Below are 17,058 nucleotides of genomic sequence, written 5' to 3'. Positions count from 1 at the left end.
CCTGCTGCTTTACAAAAAGCCCCGCTGACTACAGTCGGCGGGGCTTTTTGCTGTTTATTGCATCCAGTTGCGCACTTCCTTTTCAGCGGCCTTCTCATCCTTCCAGCCCACAATGCGCGTTTGAGCGGTACGGTGCTGGAACCACAAACTCAGGGAAGCCCGTACGCCCGGGTAGCGGCGGTTGAGCGTGGCCCAGTCGGTGGCATCGGGCAGAATGCGCAGGGCCGGGCGGGCGGGTACGCTAAGCAGCACGTTCTGGAGCGTGCCGTTTACATCCAGCGTGAGCAACGCCACCGGCAGCACTTCCAGCACCGTACCCGTTGGCTGACTTTCCGCCAGTACCAGGGCCGGCAGCGGCCCCTCCGGGACCGGCTCACGACCTGGCGACCGGGTGCCCGGTACGAAACCCAGGTTGCCGGGTGTCGGTAAAAATTCGATCAGTTCATCGGATCCGGCCTGCTGGCTGCGCTCCAGTTCGTTGGTTGCCGCGTTGTAATGCTGCACGTGGCTTGTGCCGGCGGGCATTTCCACTACCACTTGTAGCAGCTTCCGCTCCGTTGAAAACGTGGGTAAATCGGCGTATTTGGTCTGGCAGCCCAGCAAAACGGACGTGCCAAGTAAACTCAGCCGAAACAAAATAGGCGGGTGCATAGGCGTGGGAATGAGGAACGGGAAACTGCCGGAAAGGTAAGAAGCCCGGTCAGCATCTGAAATGCCAACCGGGCTTCGCACAAAGAGCAGAATAGGATTACTGGGCCAGTTGCTGATTCAGAATCCGGAACGGATTCAGCTCCTCCAGATGCAGCACGAAGCGGATCTGGTCGGTGAAGTTTTTGCGGCTGCTGGGCAGGCCGTTGGCGTACTGCGTACCGGCTAGGGGCAGGTAGAGCCGCAGGATATTCTTCGCTACCGGCAACACCAGGCCGGCATCGTAGTAGAAGCGGTGCGGGCCCCGGCCTTCCGTCTGGTAAAACTCCCGGGTGGCGCCCAGGTCGGCAAAAACGGCCAGAGGCGTTACCGGCAGGTCGGCTTCCAGACCCAGGGTGGTCAGCCAGTGGTTGCTGGCCACGGGCTGGTACGATTTGAACGAGCCATCCCGATCATCGGTCTGGTGCTGCTGGGCCGTGAAGGTGTTGGAAATTTGCTGGCGGTCCAGGAACGTGGTCTGGCGGCGGTAGTCGAAGCTGCCACTCAGGCCCATCTGAAACGCGGAGCTCGATTTCAGGAACGTGCCCCCGAACAAGCGGGCCCGGATTTGCTTTTTGGCGCTATAGTAGCGGCCGTAGGTGGCCGTGGCGCGCAGCAGGGCGGCTTCCTGGCTGGAGTTATCTACGTCGGCATCGGCCGTGAGGTAGTTCAGCTCCACATTGGCCGACCAGTTCTGCAGAGCGTTACCATCGCGCACCACGTATTCCAGCGTCTGGAAGCTGCTGGTACGGTCCAGGTCCTGGTTGCGCACGGTAGTGTTGGCCACGCGCACCAAGTGCTGCGCCTGGTTGAAGGCCGAATGGGGCAGGAGCAACGTCAGGCTCGGCTCAATTTTGCGGAACCGCTCAAAGCGCGTGAGCTGAATGCTGGTGAGCAGCTGCCGGACGCGGGTGCGGGGTAGCACGTTCAGCGTCAGGTTACCGATGCCGTTCAGCTCGTTGCGGTTGAAGCTGTACATGGGCATGGCCAGAAAGTTCAGCCGCTTCGGCGTCAGCAGGTTGTTATAGAATGCCGCCCCCAGCATAAATTTATCGGAAGTATTCGCGCCCACAACGGGAACCCAGTTGATGAAATGCCGGTCCCAGCGTTCCAGACTGGCCAAGGGCTTCAGCTGCAACGGCTCCCAGCTCCGGAACGAGCCGGTGGTTTTCAGCCGGTCGTCGTGGCGGTTCAATTGGGACGTGAGGTAGCCGGGGTCCACTACCACGGCCGCCACGTTCTGGCGGCGGAAGTTGAGCTGGGTTTCATCTTGCTCGTCGTCCTCGGTACCGCCAAACACGGGCGTCCATTGCGTCTCCAATACCCGGCCCTGGGCATCAACGGTGGCGACGGGCACGGCAAACGGGGCCGGCGAATCGTTGCGCACCAGCACTTTCACGGCGTCGCCCTGCACCAGTACATCGGAGGCGGCGGCTTCGTAGTGGTTCTGGGTCGTGAGCATATCCCGGAAAAACCAGTCGAGGTTCTGGCCGCTCACTTCCTCAAACACAGCCTCCATATCGGCCGGGTAGGGGTGGCGGAACTGCCAGCGCTGATAGTAGGTCTGCATGGCCGCGTCGAACTTGTCCTGCCCCAGGTAGCCGGCGAGGTACTTCAGCGCGGCGGCCGTTTTGCCGTACACGATGAGGCCATAATTCAGCTTGCCGTACTCGGCCGAGTTGGGGCCACTCACCGGCTGGTCGAGGCCCCGGGAGGCTACGGCCGCGTACTGCACCTGATCCAGGGCAGCAGCCGGCAGGTTATCCAGGCCAACGGCAGCGGCCAGTTTGGGCGTCTTTTTCAGAAATCCGCTGGGGCCTTTGCTGCTGTCCTGCGCGGCTATGCGGTTTTCCACGTAGGAATTCACCCCTTCATCCATCCACGGAAAATCCCGCTCGTTGGAGCCCAGAATGCCGTAAAACCAGTTGTGGCCCACCTCGTGAACAATAGCCGACGGCTGGGTGACGGTTACCATCGGATATTCCATACCGGAGCCGGCACTCAGGGCTCCATCAACGGCCGTAGCGGAGGCGTACGGATACTCGCCCACCCACTGTGAGTAGTAGGTAAGCGCTGTATTTACATCCTGGAGGCCTTTAATCCACTTCTGCGCGTCCTTATTGGTGAACATGACCCAGGAAGTCACCTGCCGGCCCGAGGGCAGCGTCACGCCGCTTTTCAGCACGTTGAAACGCTTGTCGGCAAACCAGGCGAAGTCATGCACTTTGTCCTGCACGTAGCGCAGGGTTTTAGTTTCGGTAGCCGAGGCCGGGAAGCTCAGGTCGTTGCCGAAGTCCTTGGCTGTTTTCTTGGTGGCTGCAGTGGCGGCCAGCTGATCAAGGCGCTGCTGCTCGTCAGGGTTATGCAGTACGCCGGTAGCTCCTACCACGTAGTTGGCGGGCAGCGTAATGCGCACGTCAAACGCTCCAAACTCAGAGTAAAACTCGCCCTGGTCGAGGTAGGGCATCTGGTGCCAGCCCTTCTGGTCGTACACGGCGGGCTTGGGGTACCACTGGGTAATCTGGTAACCCTGCCCGACGTGGCCGAAACGCGAGAACGAATCCGGGATTTTTACCTTGAACGGCGTGTTAATGGTCACGCTGGCCCCCGGAGCCAGCGGCTGGGCCAGGATCAGCTTGGCCATATCGGGACTACTAGCGTCATACTCCAGACGGGCGGGCTGGCCATTTACCTGAAAATCGAGGCCGTCAATGGAGCCGCGCTGCTCGGGCCGGGCAAATTGAAACTTGCGGCTACCGTTGCGCAACTGCTGTCGGGCAAAGGCGGTGTTATTGTCGCGGTAGGCGTTGGGCCAGAGGTGAAACCAGATGTAGGGCAGCACGTCGGGGGAGTTGTTGGTATAGAGCAGCTCCTCGCGGCCACTGAGGGTATGCTGGCGGTCATCCAGCGCGACATCAATAGAATAGTTGACCTGCTGCTGCCAGGTAGCCGACTGGGCCAGGCCCAGCAACGGTCCGGCCAGCAGCGGGCCTAGGACTAGAAATTTCTTCATGCGAAAAAAATAGGAGAGGGGAAAACGACGGTAACAGCCACGAAAGTAGCCCTTCGGCCCGTAAGATGCGCCACAACCTTTGCCCGTTGCCTGCGTTTGGATGCCTATTCCCAACCTCCGCCGTACCCGGCGGAATAACCTTTGCTACCGATGTCCTTCCACAAGCAACCAAAAGACGATACCCAACACCAGAACCACCTTGACGGCACCGCTAAACTGCTGGGCCTCGATTTGCAGGAAGAAGCTGAGCGTTCCGGCCTCGATAACCATTTTCAGCGCTGGATTGAGGACCTGAAAGACGTAAGCAACCCCGAGCTGCACCAGCTGGTAACCGACCTGCAGGATCTGAAAGCGCACTTCAACGGTGGCAGCATCGATAAGGACAAAGTAGCGCAGCTGCTGGGGCGCCTCGGCGAAAACACCACCAAGGCTGCTGTATTCGCCGAAAACCCGAACACGGCTGAGCGCGTGGAGAAACTGGGCGCTGCCCTCACCGCCGCCGCTGCTCAGGTGAAGTAATTGCTCCCATAGCGCACAGGCGCGTCCTCTGCGTTGTACAGCAAAATAAACACCCCGGTTCCTCTGGCAGGAGCCGGGGTGTTTTGCTGTATGTAAGGGAAGCGGATAAACGTCAACGGCCGGCTCCCTGTGAAGGAAGCCGGCCGTTGTATGAAAGGGCGGGTACGATGCGTGCTTATGCAGCAGCAACGATTACGCGACGCTTTTCTTTGATACGAGCCGCTTTGCCCGACAGACCACGCAGATAGAACAGACGAGCACGACGTACTTTACCGCGACGGATTACTTCGATCTTGTCGATGTTAGGCGACAGGAGGGGGAAGATACGCTCGGTACCGATCTGGTTCGAAATCTTCCGAACGGTGAAAGTCTCGCCGTTCGAGTTCGTGTTTTTGCGCTGGATAACTACGCCCTGGAACTGCTGAACGCGCTCCTTGTTGCCCTCGCGAATTTTCACGTGGACGATGACGGTATCACCGGCGGCAAACTGGGGGAAGCTGGCGCGGCGCTCCTGGGATTCCTGCTGGATAAAATCGAGTAGTACGCTCATGGCTGGAAAAACTGTGAAGGACGGCCGCGCCGCCCTGAAGGGTTTCAGGTAAAGAGGCGCAAATATAGCCCTCTGTTTTTAAATTGTGAAATTGTGAGTTGGTGAAATTGTGAGTTTTGCGTTCTTACTGTATCTGTGACAGTGTCTGAATAGCAAATCCAACTTTCACCGCTTCGCAACTTTACTCTTGTAATAAGTCTGGCCGGCGCTGTTCGGTGCGGGTCAGGGCTTGCTCATGCCGCCAGACGTCTATTTTCGGGGTGTTGCCCGAAAGCAGAATGTCCGGTACCTGGAGTCCGCGCCATTCGGCCGGGCGGGTATACACGGGCGGAGCCAGCAGGTTATCCTGAAACGAGTCGCTCAGGGCTGATTCCTCATTGCCCAGCACGCCGGGCAACAGCCGTACCACCGCATCCACCAGAATGGCCGCCCCTAGCTCACCCCCGCTCAACACGTAGTCACCTACGCTGATTTCGTGAGTGATGTAGGCTTGCCGGATGCGCTCGTCCACGCCCTTGTAGTGGCCGCAGAGGATGAGCAGATTCCCCGCCAATGACAGCCGGTTAACTAGCGGCTGGCGCAACGTTTCGCCGTCGGGCGTCATGTAGATGACGGCATCGTAGGCGCGTTGGGCCAGCAGTTCGTCGAAGCAGGCGGCAATGGGTTCCACGCGCAACACCATACCGGCTCCACCGCCAAACACGTAGTCATCAATCTGACCGTGTTTGTTGATAGCGTACCGGCGCAGGTCGTGCAGATGGATTTCGGCCAGTCCTTTCTCTTGCGCCCGCTTCACGATGGAAACGGCAAAAGGGCTGGTCAGCAACTCCGGCTGACACGTCACGATGTCGATCCGCATGGGCAGAGCCTAAGCGACGGTTTCCTCGTCGGCGTCTTCCGGCTCCGGGGAGGATGGCGAAAGGTACACGTCGAGCAAGCCTTCCGGCAGGTTCACGAACAGCTTCCGGGCGGCCTGGTCGGCGTTCAGAATCAGTTCATCCACCACCGGAATCAATACCTCCTGGCCTTGGTAGCGCATGGCCAGCACATCCTGTTGCGGCAGCTCGTAGAAGGTCTCTACGGTGCCCAGGGTACCCAACTGCTGATCCACCACGGTGTAACCAACTACATCATGGAAGTAGAACTGGTCGTCCTTCAGGGCCGGCAACTCGGCCAGGGGACGCCACAGCTTGGCGTTGCGCAACGGTTCAGCCTCCTCAATCCGGTCGATGCCCTGGAGTTTCAGCAGCACCCGGCTTTCGGCCTGGGGCTGAAACTTTTCCACGCCGTACGGCACCAGCTTACCCGGGGCCGTGGGCATTTCCAGCAGCACCGATTTGAGCTGACGGTAGTCGTTGAGGTCATCCACGTCGAAGAAAGCCACCACGAAGCCTTTGAGGCCGTGCGGCTTCCCGAGGGAACCCAGTTGGTAGCAGTCGTCGAGAGTCATGAGCAGGAGGTGGGTATGAAAGTGAGGAGTTCAGGAGGAAAAGGCTGGTAAACCGTAGCAGGATGCTGCCGGCCGCAACTTATTCCTCTTGAACTCCTCACATCAGGACCGGAAATTAAGCGCCGGCTTCCTCAGTGGTATCGGCCGAAGCTTCAGCCTCCGTGGTTTCGCCTTCAGCGGCAGCGGCCGGAGCCGGAGCGTTGGCTGCTTCCAGGGCAGCCAGCTTGGCGCGCTGAGCCTCGGAACGAGCCTCTTTTACTTTGGTTTCGGCGGCCAGACGCTGCTGACGAGCCTCATCTTTGGCGGTGCCGAGCGAAGTGCGCTTGCCTTCGATTTTAGCGTCTTTCTGCTCTTTCCAGTCGGTATAGCGCTGATCGGCAACTTCCTGCGAAATAGCGCCTTTGATTACGCCAAGTTGCAGGTGCTTGCGGTAGAGCACACCACGGTAAGAGAGCATAGCCCGAACGGTATCGGTGGGCTGGGCACCTTTCATGATCCAGTCGAACGCCTTGTCACCATCGAAGTTGATGCTGGCGGGGTTGGTCTGGGGGTTGTAGGTACCGATTTTCTCGATGAAGCGGCCGTCGCGGGGCGAGCGGGAGTCAGCAACAACGATGTCGAACTGTGCGGCCTTCTTGCGGCCACGACGGGCGAGGCGGATTTTAACTGCCATAAACCGGTTTGGTTAAGCGACGCATCCCGTGCGTCTGGTTGAAAATGAGGTGCAAAGGTAATCACAGATTTACCGGATTAAAAGGATTGCGCAGATTCAACGTGCCGGCCGCTGCAAAAGGGAATAGGTAAAAAGATAAAAAGGCCGTTTCTGAGTAGAAACGGCCTTTTCATAAGAAAATATGTTTCGGCAAACTTACGCCGCCATCTGCACGGCTTCCTGCCATTTGCGCTTCACCTTCACGATACCCACTTTATCCAGCATCCAGATGAAGGCGTAGGTGGGGTCCAGCTCCCACTTCTTCACGCCGAAGTTGACGCGCATGGGCAACTTATGGTGGTTGTTCTGGAACAGCTCGCCAAACGCCAGGAAGTCGAAGGGAAGCGTGTTCTTGGATTTATCGTGGTTGTCGAAGTTCTGGTAGCCGTACTTGTGGCCGCCCCAGTTGACGATAGCGCCGTGGATGGGGCCCATCAAGAAGTGGATGGGCAACAGCAGAAACTGCCACCACGCTGTGGCAAACTGCACGTAGAACAGTACGTACAGCGCCCCCCAGCCAATACGGGAATACACTGTGCCGCCGAAAGCCTCTAGTGACTTCCACTCCGGAGTATCGCCCTCGAAACGCTTAGCTTCCTCGTAGCGGTTTTCCACTACCTCACCATAAATCACTTTCGTCTTCCACATCATGCTGAAGGCATTGGAGGAGAAGTGGGGCGAGTGGGGGTCCAACTCGGTATCGGAATACGCGTGGTGCATGCGGTGCAGCAGCGCGTAAGCCCGCGGCGAGAGGAACGAGGAACCCTGGCAGATGTAGGTGAACAGGAAGAAGAACTTCTCCCAAAACTTGTTCATCGTGAACATCTTGTGGGCCGCGTACCGGTGCAGGTAAAACGTCTGGGTGAAGAGCGATAGGTAGTAGTGCGCTACGAAGAAAACGAGTATTGCCATTGGGCAGAAATGATTAGAGGTCGAAACCGGGAACGGCCCGCACATTTGAGGGCAAAAGCCTAAACTGACTATGAAAGTTCAAGAGCCGTTTTACAAAACTACTGCCACGCCTGCCCCAAGTGCAATTTCCTCATCAAAAGGCCAAAATGTTATTAGTAACAGGAAGTACGACAGACGCAGTGAGCGGAATAACCTCATCAGGCGAGTCATCCTGTTCACTGCGTCTGTCGTACTTCCCGCTGCTGGCTTCTAGTAATAAGCTTCGGCTGCTTCCCAGTGAGCAATGTGGGGCAAGGGAGCCTTGAAACACATGGCTTCTTTGGTGACGGGGTGCTGAAACTCTAGCTGACGCGCGTGCAGGGCAATGCTCACGTCGGGCAACGGCGCCAGGAACCCGTACTTTACGTCGCCGACGATGGGCGTGCCGAGGCCGGAGCTGAGCTGCACCCGAATCTGGTGGGGGCGGCCCGTAATGGGGTTCACCTGCACCAGCCAGCGGTTGCCGGCTTGGCCCAGCACCTGGTAGTCCAGGTCGGCTTTCAGGCCTTGGCCGTGGCGTTCGGTATAGGCCTTAGTGGTGTTGCGGATGGGGTCTTTCACCAGCCAGTGCGTGAGGTGGCCCTGGGTGGGCGCGGGGCACTTGCCGATGAGAGCCCAGTACGTTTTATGCACCTTATTGTCGCGGAACAGCTCGTTGAGGCGGCTCAGGGCTTTGCTGGTTTTGGCCAGGGCCACCACGCCGCTCACGGGCCGGTCGAGACGGTGGGCCACGCCTACGAAGGCTGCGCCAGGCTTCTTGTACTTGAAGCGCAGGTACTCCTCGGCCTTGGCCGAAAGCGGCTCATCCCCGGTAGCGTCGCCCTGCACGAGCAGGCCGGCGGGCTTGTTGATGATGAGCAGATGATTGTCTTCGAACAGAATTTCCTTCCGCTCCGACCACAGATTCGGACGATTCACTCTTGGAGAATTAAGAATTAAGAATTGAAAAAGCGCTGAATTGAGCAGTGCGGCTTCATCTAAGCCAGCAGACATAATTCAGCGCTTTTTCAATTTTCAATTCTTCATTTTTAATTGATTTAGTACGCTTCGTCCGGGGTGGGGAAGTCGTTGGCTTTTACGTCTTGGATGTAGCGCTGCACGGCGTCGTGCATCAGGTCGCCCAGTTCGGCGTAGCGACGCAGGAAGCGGGGCTTGAACTCCTTGGTGATGCCCAGCATATCGTGCACCACCAGTACCTGCCCGTCCACGTCGGGGCCGGCTCCGATGCCGATGACCGGAATATCCAGCTTCTCGGCAACTTGTTTGGCCAGGCTCGACGGAATCTTCTCCAGTACCAGCGCAAAACACCCGATTTCCTGGAGCAGCAACGCGTCTTCAATCAGCTTCTGCGCCTCGGCTTCTTCCTTGGCCCGCACGGTGTAGGTGCCAAATTTATAAATACTTTGGGGAGTAAGCCCCAAATGGCCCATTACGGGAATGCCGGCGGTCAGAATTCGCGTGATGCTGTCTTTGATTTCGGCGCCGCCTTCCAGCTTGATGCCGTGCCCGCCCGACTCCTTCATGATGCGAATAGCCGAGCGCAAGGCTTCCGATGAATTGCCCTGGTAGGATCCAAACGGCATATCCACTACCACAAAGGCGCGCTTCACGGCCCGCACCACGCTTTGGGCGTGGTAAATCATCTGGTCGAGGGTGATGGGCAGGGTGGTTTCGTGGCCGGCCATGACGTTGGAGGCCGAGTCGCCGACGAGCAGCACGTCGATGCCGGCCCCGTCCAGGATCTGCGCCATCGAGAAGTCGTAGGCGGTGAGCATGGAAATTTTCTCACCGCGTTGCTTCATTGCCAGCAGTTGATGCGTGGTCACGAGCTTGACTTCTTTATGCTGGGACATGGGAAAGGAAAGTGAAGTAAGACAGAAGCCGGCATCAGAAGCCGGAAGTGGGGCAAAAGTGCCTAAATTCTTCCAATCCGTCCCGCCCGCCGCCCGCCCCCTGGCTCAGGCTGTTCCTGCTTGCTGCGGCCAGCGTTTCAGCAGAGCAGCCGTTAATAGTTCAGGAAGGTGCGGTTGCGGCTCAGCTTCAGGTCCTGCAACAGAGCCGATTTGGCTGCAATGGTCACGAAATAGCCGCGGGTGGGGCCGAAGGGCCGCCAGTTGCCGTTGATCTGCCAGCAGTGCAGGTCCTTGGTGAAATCGAGGCTGGTGAAGGCGGGGGTCTTGTTGATGAAGTCGTAGTTGGTGCTGAACCCGAAGCGGAAGGTGTCGGTGAGCTTCACGGAGCCGTTGAGGTTCAGCGTGGCGGCCGTGTACGCCGATTTGCGCGGGCGGCTGGGTAGCTCCGGCAACGGGCCCTGGTTGGCGTACGAGGCCGTGAAGCTGGTGCTCAGCTCCCACGGAATGCTAAAATCAACGTAGTCCTCGTAGGGGTTGAGCTGGCGCGGAGAGCCCAGCTGCGGGTCGTTCACCGGGGCCGCGTCGCGGCGGATGGTGGATTTTTTCTGGCCCTGGCTGGGGTTGAACTGGTAGGAGAGGGAGGCGTTGGCCGTGCTCAGGCGGGCCAGCTTAAAGTTGCTTTGCTGCCAGAGAAACGAGTTGATGGGCTGGCGCAGCGAATCCTGCTGGTAAAAATCGAAGTTGCCGTTGATGGTAATCTGCAGCTTGCGGGCTACCTGGGTCCGAAACGTAACCGACAGCGGGTCGAGCTGAAAAGTGTCTTTGGCCAGGTCGTAGCCGGTGCTGAAATCCAGCCCGTCAATCAGGCTGACTTTGTTGAACGGGGTGTTGCCAGTAGTGTCCTGGGAGTTGCGCACTTTCATTTCCACGGCATTCTGCAGCGCAAAACTCACTCGGCTCACTCGGCTGCTGGTGGGTACTCCGTAGAGGAAACCGTTGTAGCGGGGCAGTAAAAAGCCTTCGTTGGTCCTGTACGTACTGCCCTCCGAATACAGGCGGCCGGTGGCCGGGTCGCGCAGGCCGGTCAGTTGCACGCGGCTAAAGGCCGGGTCGTTTTTGCTGGTGCCGGGCGCATAGTTGTAGTTCAGGCTGGGCGTCACCTTATGGCGCAACGCCTGAATCTTGCGGGTGCCTTTGCGCACGATGGTGCCGTAAAAGTTGGTGCTGAGGTTGACGCCACCCGAAACGTTGTACAACCGGTTGAAGCTGGCCGTGGTATCCACGCGCACGGCCTTGGCGGTTTCGCTGTACGTGTAGTCCAGCCGCTTGAAATACCAGATTTCGTTGTAGGAAACGCTGGGGCTGATGTTGACGTGGGCGAAGTTGTAGCTGCCCAGCGTGATACCGAAATTGTGACGCATGCCGGTCTGGGAGTTGCGCAGCAGCTTATCGATGCTGCCCAGCTTGACGGGCATTATAAAGGCTGTGTTGGAACCTCCAATGAGCGGAATAGCTCCACCGTTTACCTGACGGGCCGGGATAGAGTTGGAGAGCTTGTTCTGGAAAGTCAGGTCGTAGGAGAAGGCCAGCTGCTCGTAAAGCTTACGTGGCTGCAGCCCCAGAAGGTCGTACACGTACTGACGGGCCAGTTGGGCCGTCACATCGGGCAGGGTAAAGTCCATCGTACCGGTCTGCGTGTTCTGGCTCTGGCTCAGGTTCACGCTGTAGTTGATGGGCGCGTTGCGCAGCTGCTTGGAGTAGCTGATGTTCGACTGAAAGGCCGAGGTAAGGTAGTTGCGGACGTTATAAGAGTTTTGCCGGAAGTAGTTGTTGCTGCTCACGTTCACGTTGGCCGAGAACCGGCCGCCGTTGGGGCGCGGCACCGGCGTGTGCGTCCACATGAGCGCAAACGTTTTGGAAGAGCGCGGAATGTTGAACGCGGGGTTGGTATTGACGTCGGTGGTGCCCAGCAGCCGCTCGGTGGGTTGGGAGCTGTAATTGAACGTGAACAGGCCCTGGTAGCGGTAGCGGGTGATGTACTGCATTTCGGCCGTGCCCCGCCAGCCCCCAAATTGCTCGGCGTTGCCGCTGTAAATGTCACCCGTCAGGCGCACCCCAATGTGGTCGTTGGCGGCCCAGTAGTAGCCGCCGTTGCGCAGGAAAAAGCCCCGGTCGGCGGCCTGCCCGAAGGTGGGGATAATCAGGCCCGAGGCCCGCTTGTTGGATTTGGGGCTCGGGAAATACCCGAACAGAAAGCCCAGCGGCGTGGGAATATCCCCGATAACCAGGTTGAACGGGCCCGTGACCACGCTCTGGCCCGGTATCACCTTCATTTTGGAGGCGTTGATGAAGAAGTGCGGGTGCTCCAGGTTGCAGGTGGTGTAGCGGCCATGCACCCCAAACAGCTCGTTGTAGCTGTTTTTCTTGATGGTTTCGGCGTGGATGTAGCCTTCGCCCTGCTGGGTGACTACGTCGGTAATGCGGCCCCGCTTGCTCTTGAGGTTGTAGTCGATGCGGCCGGCCTGGTAGTTTTCGGCGCCCTGCTTGAACACCGGCCGGTCGCGCATGCGGCCGGTAGAGTCGGCGGCCCCCTCGGCCGTTACTAGGTTCTTGCTGTAATCCACCGTGATAAGGGCCGCTTTCAGGTTCATTTCGCCGTACTCCACGTCAGCTTTGTCGTAGAGGATGGCGCGCTTGTTCTGCACTTCGAAGCGGATGGAGTCCTGGGCCTTGTACTTCACGGTGGTTTCCACCGCGCCCTTGCGGCCCCCGGCTGCTACGCGCAGCGAGTCGGGCGAGCCGGAAACCAGGCCTGTGGTATCACGTACCGGAGAAGCGGGGGCCGGTGGGTTGAGTACCTTGGGTGCGGGCCGCACATCGGCGGGTACGTTGGTGGTGCGGGGGCGCTGCTGGGCTTGGGCGGGCACGAGCAGGCCCAGGCTCAGAAATAAAATGAGCAGGCCGAAAAGCCGCCGCAGCGGCCGGAACGCACGCAATACAGGATGGAACACAGGCGCGGATGAGGCCACGTAGTTTTTATCGTTTATTTTGTGGCGGTTTGCAAAGGTAGCGGGTCGCTGCCCCAACTAACGAACACCGTGCGGAATATTGTCGCTCTGGGCACGGCGGCCCTCTTACTGTTCGCCGGCTTTTCTGTTCCCCGGGCTTCGGCCCCTACGGCCCAGCCGCCCGCGCGGTACCGGCTGCGCACAGTTGTGCTCGATGCGGGCCACGGCGGCAAAGACCGTGGGTGCGCGGGCGTGAAGGCCCGCGAGGCCGATGTGGCCCTGAAAATTATTCTGGCGCTGGGACATCAGATTGAAGAGAACATGCCCGACGTAAAGGTTGTATACACCCGCAAAACAGATGTATTTGTGGAGCTGGCCGACCGGGCGGGTATTGCCAATAAGAATAATGCGGATCTGTTTATCTCGGTACACTGCAACGCCAGCGCGCCGGCCGCCAATGGTACCGAAGTCTGGACGATGGGGCCGCACAAAACCGACGCCAACCTCTCGGTTGCCAAGCGCGAAAACGCCGTAATTCTGCAGGAAGACAACTACAAAGAGCGCTACAACGGCTTCGACCCGACTTCGCCCCAGAGCCACATCCTGTTTTCGCTTTTCCAGAGCGCCCACATGGTAAACAGCATCCGGTTTGCCCAGAAGGTAGACCGGCAACTGCGCACAACCGTTAATCGGCCCTCGCGCGGGGTGAAACAGGCGGGTTTTCTGGTGCTCTGGAAATCCACCATGCCGGCCGTGCTCATCGAGTCAGGCTTCCTTACCAACCGGCAGGAGGAACTGTATCTGAACGATAAGGCCAATCAGTCGTATATGGCCTCGGGTATTTACCAGGCCTTCCGCGACTACAAGAACGAGCTGGAAGCGGCCTCGGGCGAATAACCGGCCGGTTGTGCAACCGGCCCGCTTCCTTCTGACTCTCCCTCCAACCAACCGCTGACCCCCGTGTCGAAAGAAATTAAAGTGGCCCTGCTGGGCATTGTGGCTGTTGCCCTGCTCGTCGTGGGCTTTCAGTTCCTGAAGGGCAGCAACCTGCTCTCCTCCGACCGCACCTACTACGCCAAATACGATAACGTGGACGGCCTGAACGTGGGCAATCCGGTTATCCTGAACGGCATCAAGGTGGGCCAGGTCAAGGAAATGATGCTGGTGCCCGAAGAAGGCAACCGGGTGAAAGTGGCCGTGGAGCTGCAAAAGGGCGTAACCGTGGGCGACTCCACGGTGGCTTCGCTCAGCGGCTCGTTGCTTGGTTCCAAAACCATTACTCTGTTTTTGGGCAAGGATAGCAAGGTGTACGACGGCGGGGAGGAGCTGAAATCCTATACCGTAGCCAGTATCACGGATGCCTTCCAGGCCAAGGCCCTGCCCGTGCTCGGCACTGTGGACTCCACGCTGATCAAGGTGAACGGCTTCCTGAACAAGGACGCCCGCGTGAGCCTCCAGGCCACCTTGCTCAATGCCCAGGGCAGCACCGAGGCCCTGAAAAATCTGCTGCTGATGAACCAGCGCAACATAAACGAAATTACCACCAACATGGCCCGCCTGACTTCGGAGCTGAACAAAACCAGCGCCAAGTTCGACCGTATTGCCACCAATTTCTCGGTGCTCAGCGACTCGCTGAAAGGTGCGCCCGTGGGTCCGGCCATGCGTAAGCTCAACGCCACCATGACGGAAGCTCAGGGCACCATGACCACCCTGAACCGCTCATTATCGGACCAGAAAGGCTCGTTGGGCAAGCTCATCAACGACACTACGCTCTACAACAACCTCAATGCTACGGCCGCCAGCACCAACACGCTGCTCACCGACTTCCAGGCTAACCCCAAGCGCTACGTACACTTCTCGGTGTTCGGTGGCGGTAAGGACAAAGCCAAGAAAGAGGTGGAAACCACGACCGTGAAGCCTAATGGCACCGTAACCGAAACCGAATCCAAAACGACCATCAAGTAGGTATCGACCACAAACAGCAATCCTCTTACCTTTGAATCCGCCCTGCGAGGGGCGGATTTTTTGCTTCCACCCAATGGTGAACTTGTGAGATGGTGAAATAGTGAGTTTGACGTTCAAACTGCGCCGCATAGGCCAGCAGAACGTCAAACTCACTATTTCACCATCTCACAAGTTCACCGCTCCCACCCGTTCCCACCCCAATGAACCTCGAATTCAACAAAAACGAAGACAGCATCAAGCAACTCAACTTCCAACTGAAAAAGCGGCTGGAGAAAGTGGCCCTCGGCGGCGGCGAGAAGCGCATTGCCGCGCACAAGGCTAAGGGCAAGCTCACGGCCCGGGAGCGGATCGAGTATCTGCTCGATAAGGACTCGGAAACTGTGGAAATCGGGGCGTTTGCGGGGGAGGGGATGTACCAGGAGGAAGGCGGCTGCCCTGGCGGCGGCGTGGTGGTAGTGATTGGCTGGGTGCAGGGCCGGCAGTGCGTGGTAGTCGCCAACGACGCCACCGTGAAGGCCGGCGCCTGGTTCCCGATTACGGCCAAGAAGAACCTGCGGGCCCAGGAAATCAGCATCGAAAATAAGCTGCCCATTATCTACCTCGTCGATTCGGCGGGCGTGTACCTGCCCATGCAGGACGAAATCTTCCCCGATAAGGAGCACTTCGGCCGCATCTTCCGCAACAACGCCGTGATGAGCAGCATGGGCATCGTGCAGCTGGCCGCTATTATGGGCCCATGCGTGGCCGGCGGCGCCTACCTGCCCATTATGAGCGACGAGGCCATGATTGTGGACGGCACCGGCTCGGTGTTCCTGGCGGGCTCCTACCTGGTGAAGTCGGCCATCGGCGAATCCATCGACAACGAGACGCTGGGCGGCGCTACTACGCACTCCGAAATTTCGGGCGTGACGGACTACAAGTTTGCCACCGACGAGGAATGCCTGGAGCACATTCGCAACATCTTCGATAAGCTGGGTGGCCACGCCACGGCTGGCTTCTCGCGCAAAACGCCCACCGCGCCCAAGGAAAATCCGGCCGAAATCCTGGGCTTGCTGCCCGCCGACCGCGCCAAGCCCTACGACATGATGGACATCATCCGGCGGCTGGTGGATGACTCGGAGTTCGAGCCCTACAAGGACCTCTACGGCCAGACGCTGCTCTGTGGCCTCGCCCGCATTGATGGCTGGGCCGTGGGCATCGTGGCCAACCAGCGCAAAATCGTAAAGACCAAGAAGGGCGCCATGCAGATGGGCGGCGTCATCTACTCCGACTCGGCCGATAAGGCGGCGCGCTTCATCATGAACTGCAACCAGAAGCGCATCCCGCTGGTGTTCCTGCACGACGTGTCGGGCTTCATGGTGGGCTCGCAGAGTGAGCACGGCGGCATCATTAAGGACGGCGCCAAAATGGTGAATGCCATGGCCAACTCCGTGGTGCCCAAGTTCTCAGTGGTGATTGGCAACAGCTACGGCGCCGGCAACTACGCCATGTGCGGCAAAGCCTACGACCCGCGCCTCATCGTGGCCTGGCCCACGGCCCAACTGGCCGTAATGAGCGGAGCCGCCGCCGCCAACACGCTCCTGCAGATTCAGGTAGCATCCTTGAAAGCCAAAGGCGAAGTCATCACGCCCGAAGCCGAGAAGGAGCTGCTGGACCGCATCAAAGCCCGCTACGATGAGCAACTCTCGCCCTACTACGCCGCGGCCCGCCTCTGGGTCGATGCCATCATCGACCCGCTGGAAACCCGCAAAGTCATTTCCCAAGGCATCAGCATGGCCAACCACGCGCCCATTGAAAAGGCGTATAACGTGGGCGTGATTCAGGTGTGATGACTATTTTGTTGGAAGAAGGGTGGCAGACGGATTTAGATAGAATTCTGCCAGTAATTCGGCCACAGATTGAAAAGTTAAACTGGGTTATCTCCAATCTGGAATGCTGGCATCTCAAGGAGTTTGTACCGATGCTAGAAGCTTGGCAAAGTAAGATGGAGCACTCCTATTCTTACACGGTAGTATCTGGCAAGACGCTGTATGACACCATGGCTAACCAGAGTGTTCAAGTAGTATGGGGCGTTTTCTGTGGCATAGCAGGAGACGTCCCTGATTTGGCTGATGATGAAGTTCCCTATGCTGATGGAAACCGACAGATTTGGACTGAGCCTGAGGTATTCCAATTAGCAGCTTCTGAAATCGAAATAGTAGCCTTTGATAGTACCTTCACACAGGTGAAGTTTCGGGATGAAAGCCTTGGTCATCAGTTTCTGCAAGCAGTTCCACAAAGCAGAATCATACTGACTCCTGATGATATGCTGACTTCCTACCAGTAGCCTATATGATTTCGCAAAGCATCA

Annotated in this window: 15 protein-coding genes; 5 read left to right on the top strand and 10 right to left on the bottom strand. The window is 58.4% G+C overall.

Annotation, left to right across the window (positions count from 1 at the left end; translation table 11 throughout):
- Window positions 1-54: 54 nt before the first annotated feature.
- On the bottom strand, window positions 55-651 hold the full coding sequence (locus EI293_RS01020) for an inorganic diphosphatase (protein ID WP_125434857.1): 597 nt from the start codon (window positions 649-651) through the stop codon (window positions 55-57).
- A gap of 97 nt (window positions 652-748) precedes the next feature.
- Window positions 749-3,700: a M1 family metallopeptidase gene (locus EI293_RS01015; RefSeq protein WP_125434855.1), complete on the bottom strand. Its 2,952-nt coding sequence runs from the start codon at window positions 3,698-3,700 to the stop codon at window positions 749-751.
- A gap of 150 nt (window positions 3,701-3,850) precedes the next feature.
- On the opposite strand from EI293_RS01015, the gene EI293_RS01010 reads away from it, so the two are divergent.
- Complete coding sequence (locus tag EI293_RS01010; protein ID WP_125434853.1) at window positions 3,851-4,219, top strand: hypothetical protein; 369 nt, start codon at window positions 3,851-3,853, stop codon at window positions 4,217-4,219.
- Window positions 4,220-4,394: 175 nt separating this feature from the next.
- On the opposite strand, the gene rplS is transcribed toward EI293_RS01010, so the two are convergent.
- The 8 genes from rplS to EI293_RS00970 all read right to left on the bottom strand — a co-directional run bounded on the left by rplS (window position 4,395) and on the right by EI293_RS00970 (window position 12,746).
- Entirely contained in the window at window positions 4,395-4,769 is a 375-nt protein-coding gene (rplS, locus tag EI293_RS01005) for a 50S ribosomal protein L19 (RefSeq protein ID WP_044002956.1), read from the bottom strand.
- 181 nt (window positions 4,770-4,950) lie between these two features.
- The gene (gene trmD, locus EI293_RS01000; protein ID WP_125434851.1) at window positions 4,951-5,628 is read right to left on the bottom strand and encodes a tRNA (guanosine(37)-N1)-methyltransferase TrmD; all 678 of its coding nucleotides are present in this window, start codon (window positions 5,626-5,628) and stop codon (window positions 4,951-4,953) included.
- 9 nt (window positions 5,629-5,637) lie between these two features.
- Window positions 5,638-6,219 carry a ribosome maturation factor RimM gene (gene rimM / locus EI293_RS00995; RefSeq protein ID WP_125434849.1) on the bottom strand — a complete coding sequence of 194 codons (582 nt, stop codon included), beginning with the start codon at window positions 6,217-6,219 and terminating at the stop codon, window positions 5,638-5,640.
- 115 nt (window positions 6,220-6,334) lie between these two features.
- Complete coding sequence (locus EI293_RS00990; RefSeq protein WP_125434847.1) at window positions 6,335-6,892, bottom strand: 30S ribosomal protein S16; 558 nt, start codon at window positions 6,890-6,892, stop codon at window positions 6,335-6,337.
- A 195-nt stretch (window positions 6,893-7,087) separates the two neighbouring features.
- Complete coding sequence (locus tag EI293_RS00985) at window positions 7,088-7,843, bottom strand: acyl-CoA desaturase (protein ID WP_125434845.1); 756 nt, start codon at window positions 7,841-7,843, stop codon at window positions 7,088-7,090.
- 249 nt (window positions 7,844-8,092) lie between these two features.
- A complete protein-coding gene (locus EI293_RS00980) occupies window positions 8,093-8,800 on the bottom strand; it encodes an RluA family pseudouridine synthase (protein ID WP_125434843.1) in 708 nt (235 codons plus the stop codon).
- A 119-nt stretch (window positions 8,801-8,919) separates the two neighbouring features.
- A complete protein-coding gene (gene panB, locus EI293_RS00975) occupies window positions 8,920-9,735 on the bottom strand; it encodes a 3-methyl-2-oxobutanoate hydroxymethyltransferase (protein ID WP_044002947.1) in 816 nt (271 codons plus the stop codon).
- A gap of 152 nt (window positions 9,736-9,887) precedes the next feature.
- Window positions 9,888-12,746, bottom strand: a complete 2,859-nt coding sequence (locus EI293_RS00970) for a putative LPS assembly protein LptD (RefSeq protein WP_125434841.1) — start codon at window positions 12,744-12,746, stop codon at window positions 9,888-9,890.
- Window positions 12,747-12,833: 87 nt separating this feature from the next.
- Between EI293_RS00970 and EI293_RS00965 the strand changes: the two genes are divergently transcribed.
- The 4 genes from EI293_RS00965 (at window position 12,834) to EI293_RS00950 (ending at window position 17,034) form a co-directional block, all read left to right on the top strand.
- Window positions 12,834-13,640: an N-acetylmuramoyl-L-alanine amidase family protein gene (locus tag EI293_RS00965; RefSeq protein WP_125434839.1), complete on the top strand. Its 807-nt coding sequence runs from the start codon at window positions 12,834-12,836 to the stop codon at window positions 13,638-13,640.
- A 63-nt stretch (window positions 13,641-13,703) separates the two neighbouring features.
- On the top strand, window positions 13,704-14,708 hold the full coding sequence (locus EI293_RS00960) for an MlaD family protein (RefSeq protein ID WP_170170192.1): 1,005 nt from the start codon (window positions 13,704-13,706) through the stop codon (window positions 14,706-14,708).
- Window positions 14,709-14,908: 200 nt separating this feature from the next.
- Complete coding sequence (locus EI293_RS00955) at window positions 14,909-16,537, top strand: acyl-CoA carboxylase subunit beta (protein ID WP_125434835.1); 1,629 nt, start codon at window positions 14,909-14,911, stop codon at window positions 16,535-16,537.
- A complete protein-coding gene (locus EI293_RS00950; protein ID WP_125434833.1) occupies window positions 16,537-17,034 on the top strand; it encodes a hypothetical protein in 498 nt (165 codons plus the stop codon). Before EI293_RS00955 ends, EI293_RS00950 begins: the two co-directional genes overlap by 1 nt.
- Window positions 17,035-17,058 lie beyond the last annotated feature (24 nt).

Source organism: Hymenobacter perfusus, from assembly GCF_003944765.1.
GTDB classification, from domain to species: Bacteria; Bacteroidota; Bacteroidia; order Cytophagales; family Hymenobacteraceae; genus Hymenobacter; species Hymenobacter perfusus.
Note: the sequence above shows the minus strand (reverse complement) of the source record. Positions and strands in the feature narration are given on the sequence as shown.

Coding starts and splice junctions, on each gene's coding strand:
- rplS (WP_044002956.1), bottom strand. CDS start 4,769: ATGAGCGTACTACTCGATTTTATCCAGCAGGAATCCCAGGAGCGCCGC.
- rimM (WP_125434849.1), bottom strand. CDS start 6,219: ATGACTCTCGACGACTGCTACCAACTGGGTTCCCTCGGGAAGCCGCAC.
- EI293_RS00950 (WP_125434833.1), top strand. CDS start 16,537: ATGACTATTTTGTTGGAAGAAGGGTGGCAGACGGATTTAGATAGAATT.
- EI293_RS00990 (WP_125434847.1), bottom strand. CDS start 6,892: ATGGCAGTTAAAATCCGCCTCGCCCGTCGTGGCCGCAAGAAGGCCGCA.
- EI293_RS00985 (WP_125434845.1), bottom strand. CDS start 7,843: ATGGCAATACTCGTTTTCTTCGTAGCGCACTACTACCTATCGCTCTTC.
- EI293_RS01015 (WP_125434855.1), bottom strand. CDS start 3,700: ATGAAGAAATTTCTAGTCCTAGGCCCGCTGCTGGCCGGACCGTTGCTG.
- EI293_RS01020 (WP_125434857.1), bottom strand. CDS start 651: ATGCACCCGCCTATTTTGTTTCGGCTGAGTTTACTTGGCACGTCCGTT.
- panB (WP_044002947.1), bottom strand. CDS start 9,735: ATGTCCCAGCATAAAGAAGTCAAGCTCGTGACCACGCATCAACTGCTG.
- EI293_RS01010 (WP_125434853.1), top strand. CDS start 3,851: ATGTCCTTCCACAAGCAACCAAAAGACGATACCCAACACCAGAACCAC.
- trmD (WP_125434851.1), bottom strand. CDS start 5,628: ATGCGGATCGACATCGTGACGTGTCAGCCGGAGTTGCTGACCAGCCCT.
- EI293_RS00955 (WP_125434835.1), top strand. CDS start 14,909: ATGAACCTCGAATTCAACAAAAACGAAGACAGCATCAAGCAACTCAAC.